Source organism: Microbacterium sp. NFH-22A-Y (assembly GCF_021401375.1).
Classification (GTDB): Bacteria; Actinomycetota; Actinomycetes; order Actinomycetales; family Microbacteriaceae; genus Microbacterium; species Microbacterium hominis.
In genome coordinates this window covers 404,274-422,014 of sequence record NZ_JACBGF010000002.1, presented here as the reverse complement: position 1 = coordinate 422,014, position 17,741 = coordinate 404,274, and the positions used below count along the sequence as shown (strand labels likewise).

Annotated in this window: 15 protein-coding genes; 5 read left to right on the top strand and 10 right to left on the bottom strand. The window is 71.3% G+C overall.

The window, feature by feature from the left end; genetic code table 11:
* Window positions 1-134: 134 nt before the first annotated feature.
* Together L0965_RS07865 and L0965_RS07860 are read right to left on the bottom strand one after the other, a co-directional pair.
* On the bottom strand, window positions 135-818 hold the full coding sequence (locus L0965_RS07865) for a hypothetical protein (RefSeq protein WP_198553643.1): 684 nt from the start codon (window positions 816-818) through the stop codon (window positions 135-137).
* A gap of 52 nt (window positions 819-870) precedes the next feature.
* Complete coding sequence (locus L0965_RS07860) at window positions 871-1,404, bottom strand: amino-acid N-acetyltransferase (RefSeq protein WP_060960557.1); 534 nt, start codon at window positions 1,402-1,404, stop codon at window positions 871-873.
* Between the two features lie 48 nt (window positions 1,405-1,452).
* Between L0965_RS07860 and L0965_RS07855 the strand changes: the two genes are divergently transcribed.
* The 3 genes from L0965_RS07855 to L0965_RS07845 are packed head-to-tail and all read left to right on the top strand — an operon-like array spanning window position 1,453 to window position 5,620.
* Window positions 1,453-3,984 carry a circularly permuted type 2 ATP-grasp protein gene (locus L0965_RS07855; RefSeq protein WP_101306967.1) on the top strand — a complete coding sequence of 844 codons (2,532 nt, stop codon included), beginning with the start codon at window positions 1,453-1,455 and terminating at the stop codon, window positions 3,982-3,984.
* The gene (locus L0965_RS07850; protein ID WP_101306968.1) at window positions 3,981-4,880 is read left to right on the top strand and encodes a transglutaminase family protein; all 900 of its coding nucleotides are present in this window, start codon (window positions 3,981-3,983) and stop codon (window positions 4,878-4,880) included. Before L0965_RS07855 ends, L0965_RS07850 begins: the two co-directional genes overlap by 4 nt.
* Window positions 4,881-4,888: 8 nt before the next feature.
* Entirely contained in the window at window positions 4,889-5,620 is a 732-nt protein-coding gene (locus L0965_RS07845; RefSeq protein WP_101307288.1) for a gamma-glutamyl-gamma-aminobutyrate hydrolase family protein, read from the top strand.
* Between the two features lie 310 nt (window positions 5,621-5,930).
* On the opposite strand, the gene L0965_RS07840 is transcribed toward L0965_RS07845, so the two are convergent.
* From L0965_RS07840 to L0965_RS07825, 4 genes are all read right to left on the bottom strand, one after another.
* Window positions 5,931-8,456 carry an ATP-dependent Clp protease ATP-binding subunit gene (locus L0965_RS07840; RefSeq protein WP_060960554.1) on the bottom strand — a complete coding sequence of 842 codons (2,526 nt, stop codon included), beginning with the start codon at window positions 8,454-8,456 and terminating at the stop codon, window positions 5,931-5,933.
* Between the two features lie 198 nt (window positions 8,457-8,654).
* Complete coding sequence (locus L0965_RS07835) at window positions 8,655-9,365, bottom strand: hypothetical protein (RefSeq protein WP_101306969.1); 711 nt, start codon at window positions 9,363-9,365, stop codon at window positions 8,655-8,657.
* A gap of 74 nt (window positions 9,366-9,439) precedes the next feature.
* Entirely contained in the window at window positions 9,440-10,900 is a 1,461-nt protein-coding gene (cls, locus tag L0965_RS07830) for a cardiolipin synthase (RefSeq protein WP_101306970.1), read from the bottom strand.
* A 50-nt stretch (window positions 10,901-10,950) separates the two neighbouring features.
* Window positions 10,951-11,190: a hypothetical protein gene (locus L0965_RS07825; RefSeq protein ID WP_101307289.1), complete on the bottom strand. Its 240-nt coding sequence runs from the start codon at window positions 11,188-11,190 to the stop codon at window positions 10,951-10,953.
* A 117-nt stretch (window positions 11,191-11,307) separates the two neighbouring features.
* On the opposite strand from L0965_RS07825, the gene L0965_RS07820 reads away from it, so the two are divergent.
* Window positions 11,308-12,483: a DUF4192 family protein gene (locus tag L0965_RS07820; RefSeq protein WP_101306971.1), complete on the top strand. Its 1,176-nt coding sequence runs from the start codon at window positions 11,308-11,310 to the stop codon at window positions 12,481-12,483.
* 3 nt (window positions 12,484-12,486) lie between these two features.
* Here L0965_RS07820 and L0965_RS16740 read toward each other — a convergent pair whose 3' ends face one another.
* From L0965_RS16740 to dhaK, 3 genes are read right to left on the bottom strand one after another with little or no spacing between them, the layout of a single operon-like run.
* Window positions 12,487-13,278: an HPr family phosphocarrier protein gene (locus tag L0965_RS16740; RefSeq protein ID WP_101306972.1), complete on the bottom strand. Its 792-nt coding sequence runs from the start codon at window positions 13,276-13,278 to the stop codon at window positions 12,487-12,489.
* A complete protein-coding gene (gene dhaL, locus L0965_RS07810) occupies window positions 13,275-13,937 on the bottom strand; it encodes a dihydroxyacetone kinase subunit DhaL (protein ID WP_101306973.1) in 663 nt (220 codons plus the stop codon). The genes L0965_RS16740 and dhaL overlap by 4 nt, the downstream gene beginning before the upstream one ends.
* Before the next feature lies 1 nt (window position 13,938).
* Entirely contained in the window at window positions 13,939-14,931 is a 993-nt protein-coding gene (gene dhaK / locus L0965_RS07805) for a dihydroxyacetone kinase subunit DhaK (protein ID WP_101306974.1), read from the bottom strand.
* Between the two features lie 209 nt (window positions 14,932-15,140).
* Here dhaK and L0965_RS07800 point away from each other — a divergent pair, with 209 nt between their 5' ends.
* Window positions 15,141-15,905, top strand: a complete 765-nt coding sequence (locus tag L0965_RS07800) for an IclR family transcriptional regulator (RefSeq protein ID WP_101306975.1) — start codon at window positions 15,141-15,143, stop codon at window positions 15,903-15,905.
* Window positions 15,906-16,165: 260 nt separating this feature from the next.
* On the opposite strand, the gene lysS is transcribed toward L0965_RS07800, so the two are convergent.
* Window positions 16,166-17,716: a lysine--tRNA ligase gene (gene lysS / locus L0965_RS07795; protein WP_101306976.1), complete on the bottom strand. Its 1,551-nt coding sequence runs from the start codon at window positions 17,714-17,716 to the stop codon at window positions 16,166-16,168.
* Between the last annotated feature and the right edge of the window lie 25 nt (window positions 17,717-17,741).

The window sequence follows — 17,741 nt, the reverse complement described above, 5'->3', positions numbered from 1 at the left end:
CGACGACCGTCGTTGGGGGCGACGGCGGCTCGCACCGAGAGCTGAGACAAGGGTAACCTCGCTCACTTCGGTGGCGGCAACGAGGAACGTGAGAAATCTCTCAGACTCAGAGATATATCAGTATCTAGATATCGTCAGCGCAGTTCGAACATCTTCGTGTCGGCGGCCTGGATGCCTCCGATGGACACCGACAGGTGGTAGTAGCCGGCCGCCGCCTGGGGTCGGGACGACCCGCACGTGTCGACGGACGACCGCGTGCGATCCCACTGCAGCGGACTGACGCTCGACACCGTCTGCCCGCCGGCGAGCTGCACGACCTGGTCGCTGGACTCCGACTGACAGTCGGTCGAGCGCCACCAGGTGTCGCTCCCGCTCGTGATCACGAACGACTGCGTCGCCGTGCCGACATTGATCAAGCAGGGCACCGCGGTCGTGTTGGAGAGCGTGATCGACAGCTTCGGCTGCTCGCCCGACGCGTAGACGTCCTGGTCGGTGACGGCCTGCACCGAGATGTCCGCCGTCGAGCAGGCCGCGACGGCCGGGGTGCTCGCCGAGGGGTCGGGCGCCGGTGCGGGCTCCTCGGATGCCGCGGCATCCGCGGCCGGAGTCTCCGGCGCCGGGGAGGTGACGAGCGCGCTGGGCGAGGCGCTCGGTGTCGCCGACGGGGATGCCGCCGGCTCTCCGCTTCCCCGCCACGGCTGCCAGAACGCCAGCACGACGGCGGCCACCACGGCGATCAGGATCAGCACGGCCACGAGCCGGCGCCGCCGGTACACGGCGGGGCTGGGTCGTCGTGTGCGACGCGTCGGGGTGCTCACCCTTCCAGGCTAGGCCGCGGCATCCCCCGCCCTCGACGTGGCGCGCGGGGGGTCAGAGGTTCTTCAGCATCCGCGTGTTGCCGAGCGTGTTCGGTTTGACGTGCGCGAGATCCAGGAATTCCGCGACACCCTCGTCGGGGCTGCGCAGCAGCTGCGAGTACACGTCGGGGTCGACGACCTGCTCGCCGATGGGGGCGAATCCGCGGCGGGTGAAGAAGTCCACCTCGAAGGTGAGGCAGAACAGTCGCGTGAGACCGAGCTCCCGAGCGCGCTGTTCGAGCTGCGTGACGATCGCGCCGCCGACGCCGTGGTGCAGCCACTCCTCCGCGACGATCAGGGTGCGGATCTCGCCGAGGTCCTCCCACATGACGTGCAGCGCACCGCACCCGATCAGCTCGTCGCCGATCTCCGCGACGACGAACTCCTGCACCGATTCGAAGAGCGTGACGATCTCCTTGCCGAGCAGGATGCGGCGCTGCACCCAGGGCTCCAGCAGGTCCAGGATGCCGCGGACGTCGGAGGTCCGAGCGGGGCGGACGACCGGTCGCGGCGGCCGGGCCGGGTCGGAGGGGGCGGGAAGGGTCACCGACCCACTGTATTGCCCCCTACGCTGGAGCCGGGAGGGGACTTCGCCGTGAGTGTGTTGCGCGACTATGCCGCGACGGTGTCGCAGCCGACGCTGCCCCTGTCGGCACCGCCGGAGACGTTCCGCTACGACGAGTTCGTCGATGCCGAGGGCGGCCTGCGCCCCGGCTGGAAGGCGCTGGCAGCCCACGCGCTCAGCCTCACCGCCGACGATCTCCACCGCGTCGACGGCGAGATCGTGCGTTTCCTCGCCGATGACGGCGTCTCGTATCTGCGCGGCGAGTCCGGCCCGCAGCCCTGGCAGCTGGATGCCGTGCCGTTCGTGCTCGACGCCGCCGGCTGGTCGCCGCTCGAGGTCGGCCTCGCCCAGCGCGCCGAGCTGCTGAACGCCGTGCTGGTGGATCTGTACGGCGAGCAGTCCCTCCTGCGGGAGGGCATCGTGCCGTCTGCCGTGGTGTTCGGCCACTCGGGTTTCACCCGTCCGCTGGCGCGGGCGAGCGCCGTCGACCCGCATCCGCTCCTGCTCGCCGCCACCGATCTGGGCCGTGACGGTCACGGCGACTGGCATGTGCTCGCCGACCGCGTGCAGGCACCGTCGGGGCTGGGATTCGCGGCGGAGAACCGCCGCGTCATCTCACAGGTGCTCCCCGACCTCTTCCAGGAGGGGAGTCTGCACCGCATCGACCCGTACTTCTCCGCCCTGCGGGCGGCGCTGCTGTCGTCGGTGGCCGACGAGGTCGAAGACCCCCGCGTCGTCATCCTCTCCCCCGGAACCCTGAGCGAGACCGCGTTCGACCAGGCCTTCCTCGCGACCGCCCTCGGCTTCCCGCTGGTGCAGGGCAACGACCTCGTCGTGCGGGACGGGTACGTGTGGATGAAGCCGGCGGGCTGGCCGCGCACACGCCCGACCGACCGCATCGATGTCATCATCCGCCGAGTGGATGCCGCGTGGTGCGACCCCCTGGAGCTGCGCGGCGACTCACGACTCGGTGTCGCCGGGCTGACGGAGGCCGTGCGCCGCGGCCGCGTGCGGCTCGTGAACGGGCTCGGTGCGGGCGTGCTCGAGAACCCGGGCCTGCTGCCGTACCTCCCGGCCGCGTGCGAGCACCTGCTCGGCGAGCAGCTGCGCATCCCCGCGGTGCCGACCGTGTGGTGCGGCGAGCCCCAGGCGCTCGACGCCGTGCTCGCGCGCCTGCGCGACGGCGACCCGGAACTGATCGTCCGGACCGTCGACGAGCCGCGCAGGGTCTTCAGCGACCTGCCGGCCGACGAGCTCGCCCGACGCGTCGAGGCCGCTCCGCACCGCTTCGTCGGGCAGGATCTGCTCCCGCTGTCGCAGACGCCCGTCTGGGCGTCGGGCGCCGACGGCCAGGGCGCGCGCATCGGTGCGTTGCCGCTCACGCTGCGCGCGTTCGCGCTGCGGTACGGCTCGGCCTACCGTCCGCTGGTCGGCGGCCTCGCGACCGTCCGCGAGAGCCCCGACGGCCCGCTGCGGACGAAGGACGTCTGGGTGCTGAAGGCGGCGGAGGACGATCCCGACCAGAACCTGGCGGAGATCGCCCCCGGTCCGACGGCGCGCAGCATCCCGCCGCTCGCGCCCCGCGCACACGCCGACATGTTCTGGATCGGCCGCTACGCCGAGCGCACGGAAGACCTCCTGCGTCTGCTGCTCACCGCGCAGACCGAGCTCGACCAGCCGGGAGCCTACGCATCGGGCGCTCTCGCCGAGAGCCCGCGCGTCCTGCTCGACGTGCTGGGACGGCTCGCCGGCATGCGGTCGCTCGATCCCGAGGCGGAGTTCCGTTCCCTGCTCCTCGACGCGCGGCGCCCGGGATCGGCGGCCCACTCGATCGCCCGGTTGCGCGAGGCGATGGAGGGCGTGCGCGACCAGCTGTCGGGCGACACGTGGCGCGTGTTCGCGACGATCGATCGGGCGACGCGGGCCCTGCGGGGATCGGCCCACCCGCACCGGACGGCGGAGTCGGGCGGCCGGATGCTGTCGGCGATGCTGTCGCTGTACGGCATCACGGCGAACATGATCCGCGACACGGGCTGGCACATGATCGAGGCGGGTCGCTTCCTGGAGCGCGGTCTGCAGCTGTCGGAGCTGCTGTCGACGGCCCTCGCCGACCGGCACGGCCCGCGCGCGGCGCGCAGCGTGCTGGAGGCGGTGCTGCTGGCGGCCGAGAGCGTCGTGACGCACCGTCGACGCTACCGCGGCTCGATGCGGGCCGCCGACGTGCTCGATCTCCTGCTGCTGGACCACAGCAACCCCCGCTCCCTCGCCTTCGCCCTGGCCCGCTTGCGCGAGCATCTGGCCGCCATGCCGGCATCCACCGGCTCGACGCGCGCGGAGCGTCTGCTCGACCACCTCGAGACCGAGCTGACCGCCGCCGATGTCGCGACGCTGGGCGCGATCGAGGGGGGCCGTCGCGAGGTGTTGGTCGACTTCCTCGCGGGCGTCACGGCGCAGCTCGAACAGCTCTCGGATGCTGTCACCCACCTGCACTTCGAGAGCGGCCCGCCGGCCGTGGCGATGACCGACCTGTCCCTCGTCGAGCTGATGGAGAGCCGCGCATGATGCAGTACCGCGTGTGGCACCGCACGGCGTACGCCTACGGCAAGCCGGTGCAGGACAGCGTCGGGCAGTTCCACCTCGTCCCCCGCGAGCTGCCGTGGCAGCAGGTGTCGTCGGCGCGCGTCGAGGTCGACCCGGCGCCGGGAGACATCGCGCCCGATACCGATGCCTTCGGCAACTCCGCCACCTACTTCCACCTCACCGACCCGCACGATGAGCTCACCATCACGGCATCCAGCGATGTCACCGTGCATGAGCCCGCCTACGACGCCGATGCCCTCGCGCGGCCGTGGGAGGACGCCCGGCCACTGCAGAACCCGCACCTGCCCGAGGCCTGGCGGGCCGTCGAGTACGCCCTCGAGTCGCCGCGGGTGCGGCACGAGGCCGAGGCCGCCGCCTACGGCGCCGCCTCGCTGACGCCCGGTCGTCCGATCGGCGAGGCCGCCACCGACCTCATGCGACGGATCTACCGCGACTTCGACTACGACAAGACGGCGACCACCGTCACCAGCACGGTCGGCGATGCGATGCGCGCCCGCGCGGGCGTCTGTCAGGACTTCGCGCACGTCGCGCTGGCATGCCTGCGGTCCCACGGCGTCGCGGCGCGCTACGTCTCGGGGTACCTCGCGACGCAGCCGCCGCCCGGCAAGGAGCGCGTGTTCGGTGCGGATGCCTCGCACGCCTGGCTGGCCGTGTGGCTGCCCGGCACCGACCAGTGGCTCGCGATCGACCCGACGAACGACCAGTGGGCGAACGACCGATACGTCACGGTCGCGTGGGGTCGCGACTACGGTGACGTGTCGCCGGTGCGCGGCATCATCTTCACGAAGGCGAAGAACTCCACGCTGCGCGTCTCGGTCGACGTCGCGCCGCTCGCGGTCGCGGACGGCGCCGCGTGAGCTCGGCGATGGGAAGCGGACGACCGGTCATCGGACTGACCACCTACCTGGAGCGCGCGCAGCAGGGCGTGTGGGACGTGCGGGCCGCGTTCCTGCCGCACGTGTACCTCGACGCGGTCACCGCCGTCGGCGGCGCGGGCGTGCTGCTCACACCGCAGATCGAGCCGGATGCCGCGGCGGAGGCGGTCCTCGACGGTCTCGACGGCCTCGTGCTCACCGGGGGTCTCGACGTCGACCCCGCGCTCTACGGGGCCGATCCGCACCCCGAGACCGACGCGCCGCGCCGCGACCGCGACGCGTGGGAGCTCGCGCTGCTGGCCGGGGCGCGTCGCCGCGGCATCCCGGTGTTCGGCATCTGCCGCGGGCTGCAGCTCGGCAACGTCGCCTTCGGCGGGACGCTGCACCAGCACCTGCCCGATGTCCTCGGCACGGATCGGTACCAGATGGGCGGGGGCGTCTTCGCCCTCAACACCGCGACGGTCTCCGCGGGCTCCCGCCTGGCCGCCGTCGTCGGCGCCGGCGACATCGCGGTGCGCAGCTACCACCACCAGGGCATCGACCGGGTCGGCGACGGCCTGACCGTGACGGCGCGCAGCGACGACGGGCTGCCCCAGGCGATCGAGGCCGCCGACGGGTCGTGGTTCGTCGCGGTGCAGTGGCATCCGGAGGAGGATGCCGCCGACCGGCGCCTCTTCGCGGCCCTGGTCGCGGAAGCGCGCCGCTTCCGCGCGGGGCGTTAGGCGTTCGCCGCCGCCGCGGGAGCGGGCGGCGGTCCCGAACTCCTCCAGCTGCCCGCTCGCACCCCGAAAAGCGGTGCCCTCGACGCCTGCGACGGTCGGTGTGGAGGAGTTAGGGCCCGGGCCCTCACCCGCCCCGCCCCGCCCCCGGTCGTTGAGCGAGGCGCGCAGCGCCGAGTCGAAACGCCCCCACCCCGCCCCCGGTCGTTGAGCGAGGCGCGCAGCGCCGAGTCGAAACGCCCCCACCCCCGCCGCACACGCCGGAGGGGCGGATGCCGCAGCATCCGCCCCTGCGGGTGACGTTCGATCCGGGTCAGCCTCCGGCGACGATGTCCGGGGTGGCCTCGATGGCTCCCGCCGCGCCGACGCCGACCGCGACCTTCTCGCCGCGCGGGCCGTGCTCGAACAGGAACTTGCCGTTCTCGGCATCCACCTTGACGTGGTCGCCGGGGTTGAGCTCACCGTGCAGGATCCGCTCGGAGAGCTGGTCCTCGACCTCGCGCTGCATGGCGCGGCGCAGCGGCCGGGCACCGAGCGTCGGGTCGAACCCGATCTCGATGAGGCGGTCCTTCGCGGCGTCCGACAGCTCGACCGTCATGTCGCGGTCGAGCAGACGCTCGCTCAGCCGCTTCGTGAACAGGCCCACGATCTGACGGAGCTCGTCCTTGTTGAGCTGCGGGAAGACGATGACGTCGTCGACGCGGTTGAGGAACTCGGGCTTGAAGTGGCGCTTCAGCTCCTCGTCGACCTTGCCCTTCATCCGCTCGTACGTCGTCTGCGCGTTGCCCTCGACCTGGAACCCGACCGGGCCGCCGGCGATCGCCGACGAACCGAGGTTGGTGGTCATGATGATGACCGTGTTCTTGAAGTCGACGACGCGGCCCTGACCGTCGGTCAGGCGACCCTCTTCGAGGATCTGCAGCAGCGAGTTGAAGATGTCGGGGTGCGCCTTCTCGATCTCGTCGAAGAGCACGACCGAGAACGGCTTGCGCCGCACCTTCTCGGTGAGCTGGCCGCCCTCTTCGAAGCCGACGAACCCGGGAGGGGCACCGAACAGCCGCGAGACGGTGTGCTTCTCACCGAACTCGCTCATGTCGAGCGAGATCAGCGCGCCCTCGTCGTCGAACAGGAACTCGGCGAGCGCCTTGGCGAGCTCGGTCTTCCCGACGCCCGTGGGGCCGGCGAAGATGAACGAGCCGCTGGGACGCTTCGGGTCCTTGAGCCCGGCACGCTGGCGGCGGATCGTGCGGCTGAGCGCGGCGATCGCCTCCTCCTGGCCGATGACCCGCTGGTGCAGCGCCTTCTCCATGAAGACGAGACGGCTGGTCTCCTCCTCGGTGAGCTTGAAGACGGGGATGCCGGTGGCCTGCGCCAGCACCTCGGCGATCAGACCCTCGTCGACCACCGCGTGGCTGGCGACGTCGCCGCTGCGCCACTGCTTCTCGAGGCGCAGACGCTCGGCGAGCAGGGACTTCTCCTCGTCGCGGAGGGCCGCGGCCTTCTCGAAGTCCTGCTCCTCGCTGGCGGTCTCCTTGTCTTCGCGGACCTTGGCGATCTTCTCGTCGAACTCGCGCAGCTCCGGCGGGCTCGACAGGATCGACAAGCGCAGACGGGCGCCGGCCTCGTCGATCAGGTCGATGGCCTTGTCGGGCAGGAAGCGGTCGCTGATGTAACGGTCGGCGAGGTTCGCAGCCGCGACGATCGCGCCGTCGGTGATCTGCACCTTGTGGTGCGCCTCGTAGCGGTCGCGCAGCCCCTTCAGGATGTTGATCGCGTGGGGCAGGCTCGGCTCGGCCACCTGGATCGGCTGGAACCGGCGCTCGAGCGCGGCATCCTTCTCGAAGTGCTTGCGGTACTCGTCGAGGGTCGTCGCACCGATCGTCTGCAGCTCGCCGCGGGCGAGCAGCGGCTTGAGGATCGAGGCGGCGTCGATCGCGCCCTCGGCGGCACCCGCACCCACGAGGGTGTGGATCTCGTCGATGAAGACGATGATGTCGCCGCGGGTGCGGATCTCCTTGGTGACCTTCTTCAGGCGCTCCTCGAAGTCGCCGCGGTAGCGGGAACCGGCGATGAGCGAGCCGAGGTCGAGCGAGTAGACCTGCTTGTCCTTCAGGGTCTCGGGCACGTCGTTCTTCACGATCGCCTGCGCGAGGCCCTCCACGACGGCGGTCTTGCCGACGCCGGGCTCACCGATGAGGACGGGGTTGTTCTTCGAGCGGCGCGAGAGGATCTGCATGACCCGCTCGATCTCCTTCTCGCGTCCGATCACGGGGTCGAGCTTGTTGTCGCGCGCGGCCTGCGTGAGGTTGCGGCCGAACTGGTCGAGCACCGCCGAGCCGCCCTGGGCGGCCTGCTGGTTCTGCTCGCCGGCACCGGCGGCGACGCCCGCGGGCTCCTTGCCCTGGTAGCCGCTGAGCAGCTGGATGACCTGCTGGCGCACCTTGTTGAGGTCGGCGCCGAGCTTGACGAGCACCTGGGCGGCGACGCCCTCACCCTCGCGGATGAGACCGAGCAGGATGTGCTCGGTGCCGATGTAGTTGTGGCCGAGCTGCAGCGCCTCGCGCAGGCTCAGCTCCAGCACCTTCTTCGCGCGCGGCGTGAAGGGGATGTGGCCGGTCGGCTGCTGCTGACCCTGGCCGATGATGTCCTGGACCTGCTCGCGGACGGCGTCCAGCGAGATCCCCAGGCTCTCGAGCGCCTTGGCGGCGACGCCCTCGCCCTCGTGGATGAGACCGAGCAGGATGTGCTCGGTGCCGATGTAGTTGTGGTTGAGCATCTTCGCCTCTTCTTGGGCGAGAACGACCACACGACGGGCACGGTCCGTGAATCTCTCGAACATTCGTCGACACTCCTCCGGCGCACGTCTTCTGGTGCGCTTACGTCGAGGGTAACGATCAGCGAATGCCGGTATGCCCGTGTTCGCCGTCGGCGCACCGCCGCGGCATCCGCTCGGCCCGCCGCCCGCACGAGCGAGGCGGGTCCGTCCGACGAAGGCCTCGCCGCCACCGAGCGGACCGAGACGATCCGCGGGCTCGGCTCAGCCGGCGATGGGGATGGTGACCGGGGTCGCGAACTGCGCGTCGCCGCCGGAGAGCGTCGCGGTCATGCCGGATGCCGCGGTCGCGCCGTCGACGTGCGCGAGGGCGACGCGCGGCGCCATGTCCATCGTGCAGGGCTGACCGTCCGGCAGGTCGGCGAAGGTCACCGCGATGTCGGTCTGGCCGGCGACGGCATCCTTCACGGTCGGCGCGCACGAGGACGAGCCCCACGTGAGGATGGCCAGCATCCCGTCGCCGACCCAGCCCGCCGAGGGCGCATAGTCGGCCACCTCGGGTCCGGCGTACGGGGACAGCACGGTCTCGCCGGGCGCTCCCCCGTCGAGGGACACCGTGAGGGCGATCTTCTGCGTGGCGTCCACACCGGCCGGCAGGGAGACGAGGCTCGCGCGGGGCGCGTAATCGGCGGTGCAGACGACATCGCCGGTGGGGTTGTCGAGGGTGACGGCGACGGAGCCGTCGGCCTGGAGGTCGACCGCGGAGGCGGTCGGCACACAGCTGGACGAGCCCTGGGTGACGACGGCCACGGCGCGGCCCCCGTCGAGCCAGCCGGCCCAGACCTCCAGCGCGCTCGCGTCGCCGCTCGCCGCGGGCGTCGCCGCCGGCGAGTTGGAGCCGGATGCGCAGCCGGCGAGCGCGAGCGCCCCCGAGATCACGAGGGCGGACAGGGCGAGCGCGCGTCGGGACGTCATGGCACCATCCTGGCGGAGCGTTCTGAACCCGTCCCGTGAGGGCGGTCACGACCGGATAACGACTGCCGCGCGCCTCACTGCAGGGCGGAGGTGAGGCGCGCGAGGTTGTCGAGCACCGTCGAGCGCAACGGCTGCTTCATCCACTCGTCGAGCGTCAGTTCGCGGCTGAGCGCGCGGTACTCGTCCTCGACGGCGCGCAGCTGGCCGACGAAGTCCTCGCCGCGCACGAGCAGCGAGATCTCCAGGTTGAGGCCGAAGCTGCGCATGTCCATGTTGCTCGACCCGATGACGGCGACCTCGTCGTCGATCGACATCGACTTGGAGTGGAGGATGAACGGCTTCTCGTACATCCAGATCTTCACTCCCCCGCGCAGCAGGGCCTCGTAGTAGCTGCGCTGCGCGTGGTAGACCATCGCCTGGTCGCCCTCTTCCGAGACGAACAGCTCGACGTGGACGCCCCGCTGGCACGCCGTCTGGATCGCGAGCAGCAGTCCTTCGTCGGGCACGAAGTAGGGCGAGACGATGATGATCTTCTCACGCGCGGCGAAGAGCAGCGTCATGAACAGCTTGAGGTTGTTCTGGAACTCGAATCCCGGGCCGGACGGGATGACCTGGCAGTCGAGGTCTCCGCCGCCGGTGCGCACGTCGAAGAGCTCGATCCCCTCGACGATCTCATCCGTCTCGCTGTACCAGTCGCTCAGGAAGACGGCGTTGACGGATGCCACGACCGGCCCGTCCAGTCGCGCCATCATGTCGACCCAGTGCAGGCCGCGCTTGATGTTCTTGCGGAGGTTGTAGGTGGAGTCGGTGACGTTCTGCGAGCCCATGAAGGCGGTGTGCCCGTCGACGACGAGGAGCTTGCGGTGGTTGCGCAGATCGGGCCGCTGGTACTTGCCGCGCAGCGGCTGCACCGGCAGCATCAGGTGCCACGTCGCACCCATGGCGTCGAGCCGGCGACAGGTCTCGGCGTAGAAGGGCTTGCCCCGGTTGGCCCAGTGGTCCAGCAGCACCCGCACCACCACGCCCCGCTCGATGGCGTCCTCGAGGGCGTCGAAGAAGACCTCGGTGGTGGCGTCGCACTGCAGGATGTAGAACTCGACGTGCACGTAGCTCGTCGCCTCGCGGATGGCGGCGGCCATCTCCTCGATGCTCTCCTCGTATCCGGAGATGAGCGTCGCGTCGTTCTCACCCGAGAGCGGCATCGCCCCGAGGTTGCGGTTGAGCCGTACGAGCTGAGCGAACCAGAGCGGCGGGTCGGGGCGCAGCGTGCCGAGGTCGAGCCCGTGGCTGGTGGTGCGGATGTAGTCGTTGATCTGCTGCTGCTTCTTGCGGCGCTTGCGCGGCAGGCGCGGATTGCCGATCATCAAGAAGAGGAAGACGCCGATCAGCGGGATGAAGTAGATGGCGAGCAGCCACGCCATCGCCGCGGTCGGGCGACGGTTGCGCGGGACGATGATCACCGCGAGGATGCGGACCGTCACATCGGTCACGAAGACCAGGATCACCCAGGCGAGGGTCCATCCGGTCTGATCCACGTCGCTCTCCCCGCTGTCGGACTCCGCCCAGCGTAGCGACTATCTCCGACTCAGGTCGTCGGCGGCGCGTCGGCGGTCGCGGCCGTCGGGGATGCCGCGACGCGCGCCTCCTCGCCCGCGCCGACGGGCGGCAATCCGCGCTTGGCGCGCTCTTCGTTCTCGACCTCGGTGTAGACGCGACGCTCGGTGCGATCCATCCGCAGGATCGAGCGCAGGACGAACACGAACAGCCCCAGCACGACGACGGTCGGCAGGAGCGACCACGCGACGGCGGTCCAGTACGAGTCCATGCCCTCCATCGTACGCGCGTGGTCGCCGTCTCCTCCCCAGCACCGACGTCCGCGGAGGTTGTCCACGGGTGACGTCCGCGCCGCCCGGCGACCTCGCCCGCCGATCAGACTCGCCGCATGTCCACGATCGTCCGGGCCGCCGACGCGGCACAGTTCCTGTCCGTCCTCCCGCACATGCTGGGGTGCACACCGCACGACAGCGTCGTGGTCGTTCCGCTGGCGCAGGGGCGGAGCCGCGGCGTCCTGCGCGTCGATCTCCCATCCGAGGAGGCGGCCGCCGGCGCCGCGGCCAGCATCATCGGCATGGCCTGCCGCATCGCCGAGGTGGAGACCGTGATGATCGTCGTCTACACGGATGCCGAGATCAGCGCGGATGCCGCGGACGGGGAAGGGGCGGCGGCCGACGGCGGCGCGCGATCCGCGGGTGCACTGCCGCACCGTCCGGTCGTCGATGCGCTCCTGAACCGCGCCGACGACTGCGGACTCCCGGTCGGCGATGCGTTGATCGTCGCGGCGAACGGCTGGGGTTCGGCGCGAGCCGACGGCCTGCCGCCCGGCGGTCACCCGCTGGCCGCCATCGCGCCGCGCGACGACCTGCCCGCGGAGGCCGTCGACGGTCCGCTCGCCGCGGATCAGGCCGCGGGAGCGCGGCTGCCCCTCCCCGGCGTCACCCGGCGACGCGCCGTCGGGCAGGCGCTGCGCTCGCTCGACGCGGCCCTCGAGACCCTCTGCGGCATCCCTCGGGTGAGCGGATCCGCTCCCTCCCGTATCGACCCCGCCGCGCTGCAGGCGGCGTGCGCGCTCGACGACCTGCCGGCCCTGTTCGAACGCGCACTGTCGTGGAACGCCGAGGATCTCGCACCGATGGATGCCGCGATGCTCGGCTGGTGCTTCGCACGTCCCGCGCTGCGCGATGTCGCGCTGGTCCAGTGGGCGAGCGACGTCGACGGCGGCGACGCGGCGATGGAGGCGCAACGGCGCTGGGAGGACGGCGAGGAGTACCCGAGCGATCTCGCGGAGGTGATGTGGGGCGACGGACCCCGCCCGGATCCCGTACGCCTCGACACGGCGCTGCGCCTGGCGCGCGCGGTGGCGGCGGTCATGCCGAAGAAGCGGCGCGCGGGGGCTCTCGCGGTGTGCGGCTGGATCGCGTGGGCCCGCGGCCGCTCGACGCACGCGGAGGCGTACATCCGGCAGGCGCTGCACGCTGAGCCGCGGCACGGGCTCGCGGAGATCGTCGGCTCTTTCGTCACCGCGGGCCATCTGCCCGACTGGGCGTTCCGTGCGCGGTAGTCGTCAGGCCGACGCGGCAGCGAGCTCGCCGAACCCGTCGTCGACGAGTCGGCGGATGGCATCGACGGCCGCGGCGGCCTCCGCCCCGATCGCGGTGATGCGCACGGTGTCGCCCTCCGACGCTCCCAGGGTCAGCAGACCGATCAGGCTGGCGGCGGAAGCGGGGCCGGCACCCGTCGTGACATCGGCGATCGCGACGTCCGCATCGAACCCGCCGGCGGCTTTGACGACCAGGGCCGCCGGCCGCGAGTGCAGCCCCATCGGGTTTCGCAGCAGCGCGTCGACGGAGGCATCCGGCGTCGACGCGCCGTCGGGGGCGACCGGGGTGAGGGCTCCGGGGTTGGCCGCGCCGGGGGCGGGCGCTCCAGGCGCTGCGGGGATGGACGCGCCGGGGGATGCCGGCGATCCCTGCGGCTGCTTGGCCGCGAGCGCGGCGGCGGCCTCGTGTGCCACGTCGTCGAGGCTGCCGCCGGTGGCCGCACGCACCATCCCCGCGGTGATGCCCTCCACGAAGGGACCGTCGCTGATGCGCACCGGCACCGTGCTCGTGCGCAGGTCGAGAGCCAGCTCGGAACTGATCACCGCGGAGCCGAGGTCTGTGATGATCACCACGCCGTCGGAGTCGGCCAACGCATCGACGGCGTCGGCGATGGCCGCAGCATCCGTGCCGAATCCGCCGTCGGCGCCCGAGGCGACCCGCACCGGCGGGGCCTCACCGTGGACCATCTGCATCGCGAGGTCGACGGCGGCGTGCGCGAGGGGCTCGCTGTGCGAGACGATGACGAACCCGATCACGCCGCCTCCCCGGCGAGCGCGTCGGCGAACGCCCTCAGCAGCAGAGCGGTCGAGGCCGAGCCGGGGTCGATGTGACCGACGCTGCGCTCCCCGAGATACGAGGCGCGCCCCTTGCGTGCGACGAGCGGCTCGGTGTCGGCGCTGCCGCGCTCGGCGGCGTCCGCTGCTGCTCCCGCCGCCGCGGCCAGCGTCGCACCGCCGGCGAGTGCGCGGTCGAGCGCATCCAGGGCGGGGCCGAACGCATCGATCATCGTCTTGTCGCCGGGCTGCGCGTGCCCGCGCGCCACGACGGCGGCGACACCGGCGGACAGGGCGTGAGCCCATTCGACTGCCGACAGCGACGTGCCGTCGGGCGCGTTCTTCCCCATGTCGAGGAACAGCGTTCCGTACAGCGACCCGCTCGCTCCGCCGACCTTGCTGACGAGGGTCATACCCACGGCCTTGAAGAACTCCGGCACCGTCTGCGGCGGCGTCGCGTCCAGTTTCGCGACGATCGCCGTGAAGCCGCGATGCATGTTCGTGCCGTGGTCCGCGTCACCGATCGCCGAGTCGAGCGCGGTGAGCCGGTCGGCCTCGGCGTCCAGCCGGGCGGCGCCGAGACGCACCCACCGGTCGAGGATCTCGAGCGTCACCGCGTCGGTCGTCGCCGCATCCGTCATCTCAGCGCCCCCACCGCAGCGCGCTCGTCTCGACGGGAGCATCCCAGAGGCGCAGCACCTCGTCGTCGGCGCGCAGGAGGGTCAGCGAGCACCCCGCCATGTCGAGGCTCGTGACGTAGTCGCCGACGAGGCTCCGCGCGACGGTGATGCCCTTGGCGGCCAGCGCGTCGGCGATGTCGGCGTAGATCACGTACAGCTCGATGAGAGGAGTGCCGCCCAGCCCGGTCAGCAGAGCGATCACGGGAGCCCCGGTGAAGTCCAGATCGCCGGTGATCGCCTCGACGAGCTCGCCCGCGATATCGCGCGCCGGCGCGAGGGGCACGCGGGTGCGCCCGGGTTCGCCGTGGATGCCGACACCCATCTCCATCTCGTCCTCGGGCAGATCGAAACTGGGATGCCCGACGGCCGGGACCGTGCAGCTGGTGAGCGCCACCCCCATCGACCGCCCCTGCGACGCGACGTGCTCGGCGACCGCTTTCACCTCCGCGAGGCTCTTGCCCTCCGCGGCCGCGGCTCCGGCGATCTTCTCGACGAGCAGCGTCGTGCCGACGCCGCGACGCCCGGCCGTCCAGGTCGAGTCCTTGACGGCGACGTCGTCGGCGACGATGACGGATTCCGAGGCGATCCCCTCGTCGGCGGCCAGCTCGGCCGCCATCTCGAAGTTGAGCACGTCGCCCGTGTAGTTCTTGACGATGAACAGCACGCCCGCACCGGAGTCGACGGCCTGCGCGGCGGCGAGCATCTGGTCGGGCGTCGGCGAGGTGAACACTTCGCCGGCACAGGCGGCATCCAGCATGCCCGCACCGACGAACCCGCTGTGCAGCGGTTCGTGACCCGAGCCGCCCCCCGAGATGAGGGCGACACGTCCCTCTCGCGGAGCGTTGCTGATCACGACGCGGTTGTCATGATCGACCGTGAGCTCGGGATGCGCGGCCGCGACGCCGCGCAGGGCGTCGGCCAGCACCGCTTCGGCCGAGTTGATGAGCTTCTTCATGCGCGGTTCTCCTCTTCGCTGAGTTCTTCGCTCGAGTTCTTGGCTCGGGTTCTTCACTGGCTTCTTCGCGGTGCGTCACGGGGCCGCGGCTGCACCGTGGGGTTTTCGACATGATCGACTGCGATTCGTCTATGTCGAATATCTTCCCCATCTGCACCCCTGTCAAGAGGTAGTGTGACGTCCACCGTCCGCGCGCGAAAGGCCTCGGGATGATCCAGTCCATCGACCGCGCCGCGCGCATCCTCTCTCTGCTGCAGGGCGCGCGGCGTCTCGGCATCAGCGAGCTCGCCGCCGCGCTCGAGCTGCCGCCGTCGACGGTGCACGGCCTCGTGAAGTCGCTGCAGGAGCACGGCCTGGTCGCGCAGGAGACGCGTGGCAGCCGCTACGCGCTCGGCCCGGCGCTGCTCACCCTGTCGAGCGTGTACCTCGACACCCTCGACGTGCGCGGTCGGTCGCTGCGCCGTATGCACGATCTGTCGCACCGCACCGGACTCGCCTCGCGCCTCGGGGTCGCGCACAACACCGACGTCCTCGTCATCCATCACGACCGGCGTCCCGACGGCACCGAGCAGATGCCCGAGACCGGCATCACCCTGCCGGCCCATGCGTCCGCGCTCGGGAAGGTCCTGCTCGCCTACGACGACGCGTTCCGCGCGGACGTTCTCACCCGCGATCTGGCGGACCTCACCGGCGACACCGTCACCGACGGCGACGCGCTGCGCGACCAGCTCGCCGGCGTGCGCGACCGGGCCCTCGCCACCGAGGACGAGGAGGCGGTGATCGGGGATGCGTCGATCGCGGTCCCGGTCGCCGGGGAGGACGGTGTCGTGGTTGCCGCGCTCGGGGTCGTGTTCCCCGCGCCCGCGTCCGCGCTGGATGCTGCGGTGCTCAAGGAGCTGCGCGACGCGGCGCAGGCGATCTCGCGCGATCTCGGTGCGCCCGGCTGGCCCCCGCGACCCGGGTCCGGGATCTGATCACCGCGTTTCGACTCGTCGCTGCGCTCCTCGCTCAACGACCGCGGCTCCACCCCACCCCACCCCCGGTCGTTGAGCGAGGCCGAAGGCCGAGTCGAAACGCCCCACCCCGCCCCCGGTCGTTGAGCGAGGCCGAAGGCCGAGTCGAAACGCCCCGCCCCCACCCCCGGTCGTTGAGCGAGGCCGGAGGCCGAGTCGAAACGCGCCGCGCCCCCGGTCGTTGAGCGAGGCCGAAGGCCGAGTCGAAACGCCCCACGCCCCTACTTCACCAACGGGAACAGGATCGTCTCGCGGATGCCGAGGCCGGTGATCGCCATGAGCAGTCGGTCGATGCCCATGCCCATGCCGCCCGTCGGGGGCATGCCGTGCTCGAGCGCCCGCAGGAACTCCTCATCGACGCGCATGGCCTCGTCGTCGCCGCGGGCGGCGAGCTTCGCCTGCTCCACGAAGCGCTCCCGCTGGATGACGGGGTCGACCAGCTCGGAGTATCCGGTCGCCAGCTCGAAGCCGCGGACGTACAGGTCCCACTTCTCCACGACGCCCGGGATCGAGCGGTGCTCCCGCACGAGGGGCGAGGTGTCGAGCGGGAAGTCCATAACAAACGTGGGCCGCTCCAGGCCGCCCTTCACGAAGTGCTCCCACAGCTCCTCGACGTACTTGCCGTGGGTCGCGACCTTCTCGGGCACCTCGACGCCGACGGAGGCGGCGAGCGCCTTCAGCTCGTCGAGAGGGGTTTCGGGCGTGATCGAGATGCCCGCGGCATCCGACAGCGACTCGTACATGGAGATGCGGTCCCACTGCCCGCCGAGATCGAACGCGGTGCCGTCGGCCCAGGTAACCGTGGTCGAGCCCGCCACCGCGATCGCGGCGTTCTGGATGAGCTCCTGGGTGAGGTCGGCGATCCCGTTGTAGTCCGTGTACGACTGGTAGGCCTCGAGCATCGCGAACTCGGGGCTGTGGGTCGAGTCGGCGCCCTCGTTGCGGAAGTTGCGGTTGATCTCGAACACGCGGTCGATGCCGCCGACCACGGCGCGCTTGAGGAAGAGCTCCGGGGCGATGCGCAGGTACAGCTCGGCGTCGAAGGCATTGGAGTGGGTGACGAACGGCCGGGCGGCGGCGCCGCCGTGCTGCACCTGGAGCATGGGGGTCTCGACCTCGAGGAAGTCGTGGTCGGTGAAGGTCTGCCGCAGCGACGCGTTCACCCGCGCCCGGGCGACCGCCGTCTCGCGCGCCTGGTCGCGCACGATGAGGTCGAGGAACCGCGAGCGCACCCGGCTCTCCTCCGACAACTCGGTGTAGAGGTTCGGCAGCGGCAGCAGCGCCTTGGCGGCGATGACCCAGTCGGACACCATGATCGACAGCTCGCCCCGCCGGCTGGAGATGACCTGACCCGTGACGGAGACGTGGTCGCCGAGATCGACGAGGTCCTTCCACGCCTGCAGCGACTGCTCGCCCACCTCGGCGAGCGACACCATCGCCTGGATGCGGCTGCCGTCGCCGGCCTGCAGCGACGCGAAGCACAGCTTGCCCGTGTTGCGGCTGAACACCACGCGGCCCGCGACGGCGGCGATGACGCCGGTCTCCGCGCCGGGCTCGAGGTCGGAGTACCGCGCGCGAAGGGCGGCGATGGTGTCGGTGACCGGAACGGTGACCGGGTAGGCGCCGCCCGCGGCATCCGCACGCTCGGCGAGCAGCCGCTCGCGCTTGGCGAGGCGCACCGCCTTCTGCTCGTGCACGTCGGCGAGATCGAGATCCCCGGCGTCGGGCGCGGCCTGGACGGGCGTGGACGCAGCGTTCGGCGTCTGAGTCATGGTGCGGGGCTCCTCGGAATCGACG

Bases quoted from the DNA above. Each gene is read 5' to 3' on its own strand.
- L0965_RS07850 (WP_101306968.1), top strand. From the start codon at position 3,981: ATGATGCAGTACCGCGTGTGGCACCGCACGGCGTACGCCTACGGCAAG.
- L0965_RS07845 (WP_101307288.1), top strand. From the start codon at position 4,889: ATGGGAAGCGGACGACCGGTCATCGGACTGACCACCTACCTGGAGCGC.
- L0965_RS07840 (WP_060960554.1), bottom strand. From the start codon at position 8,456: ATGTTCGAGAGATTCACGGACCGTGCCCGTCGTGTGGTCGTTCTCGCC.
- L0965_RS07835 (WP_101306969.1), bottom strand. From the start codon at position 9,365: ATGACGTCCCGACGCGCGCTCGCCCTGTCCGCCCTCGTGATCTCGGGG.
- L0965_RS07825 (WP_101307289.1), bottom strand. From the start codon at position 11,190: ATGGACTCGTACTGGACCGCCGTCGCGTGGTCGCTCCTGCCGACCGTC.
- L0965_RS07820 (WP_101306971.1), top strand. From the start codon at position 11,308: ATGTCCACGATCGTCCGGGCCGCCGACGCGGCACAGTTCCTGTCCGTC.
- dhaL (WP_101306973.1), bottom strand. From the start codon at position 13,937: ATGACGGATGCGGCGACGACCGACGCGGTGACGCTCGAGATCCTCGAC.
- dhaK (WP_101306974.1), bottom strand. From the start codon at position 14,931: ATGAAGAAGCTCATCAACTCGGCCGAAGCGGTGCTGGCCGACGCCCTG.
- L0965_RS07800 (WP_101306975.1), top strand. From the start codon at position 15,141: ATGATCCAGTCCATCGACCGCGCCGCGCGCATCCTCTCTCTGCTGCAG.
- lysS (WP_101306976.1), bottom strand. From the start codon at position 17,716: ATGACTCAGACGCCGAACGCTGCGTCCACGCCCGTCCAGGCCGCGCCC.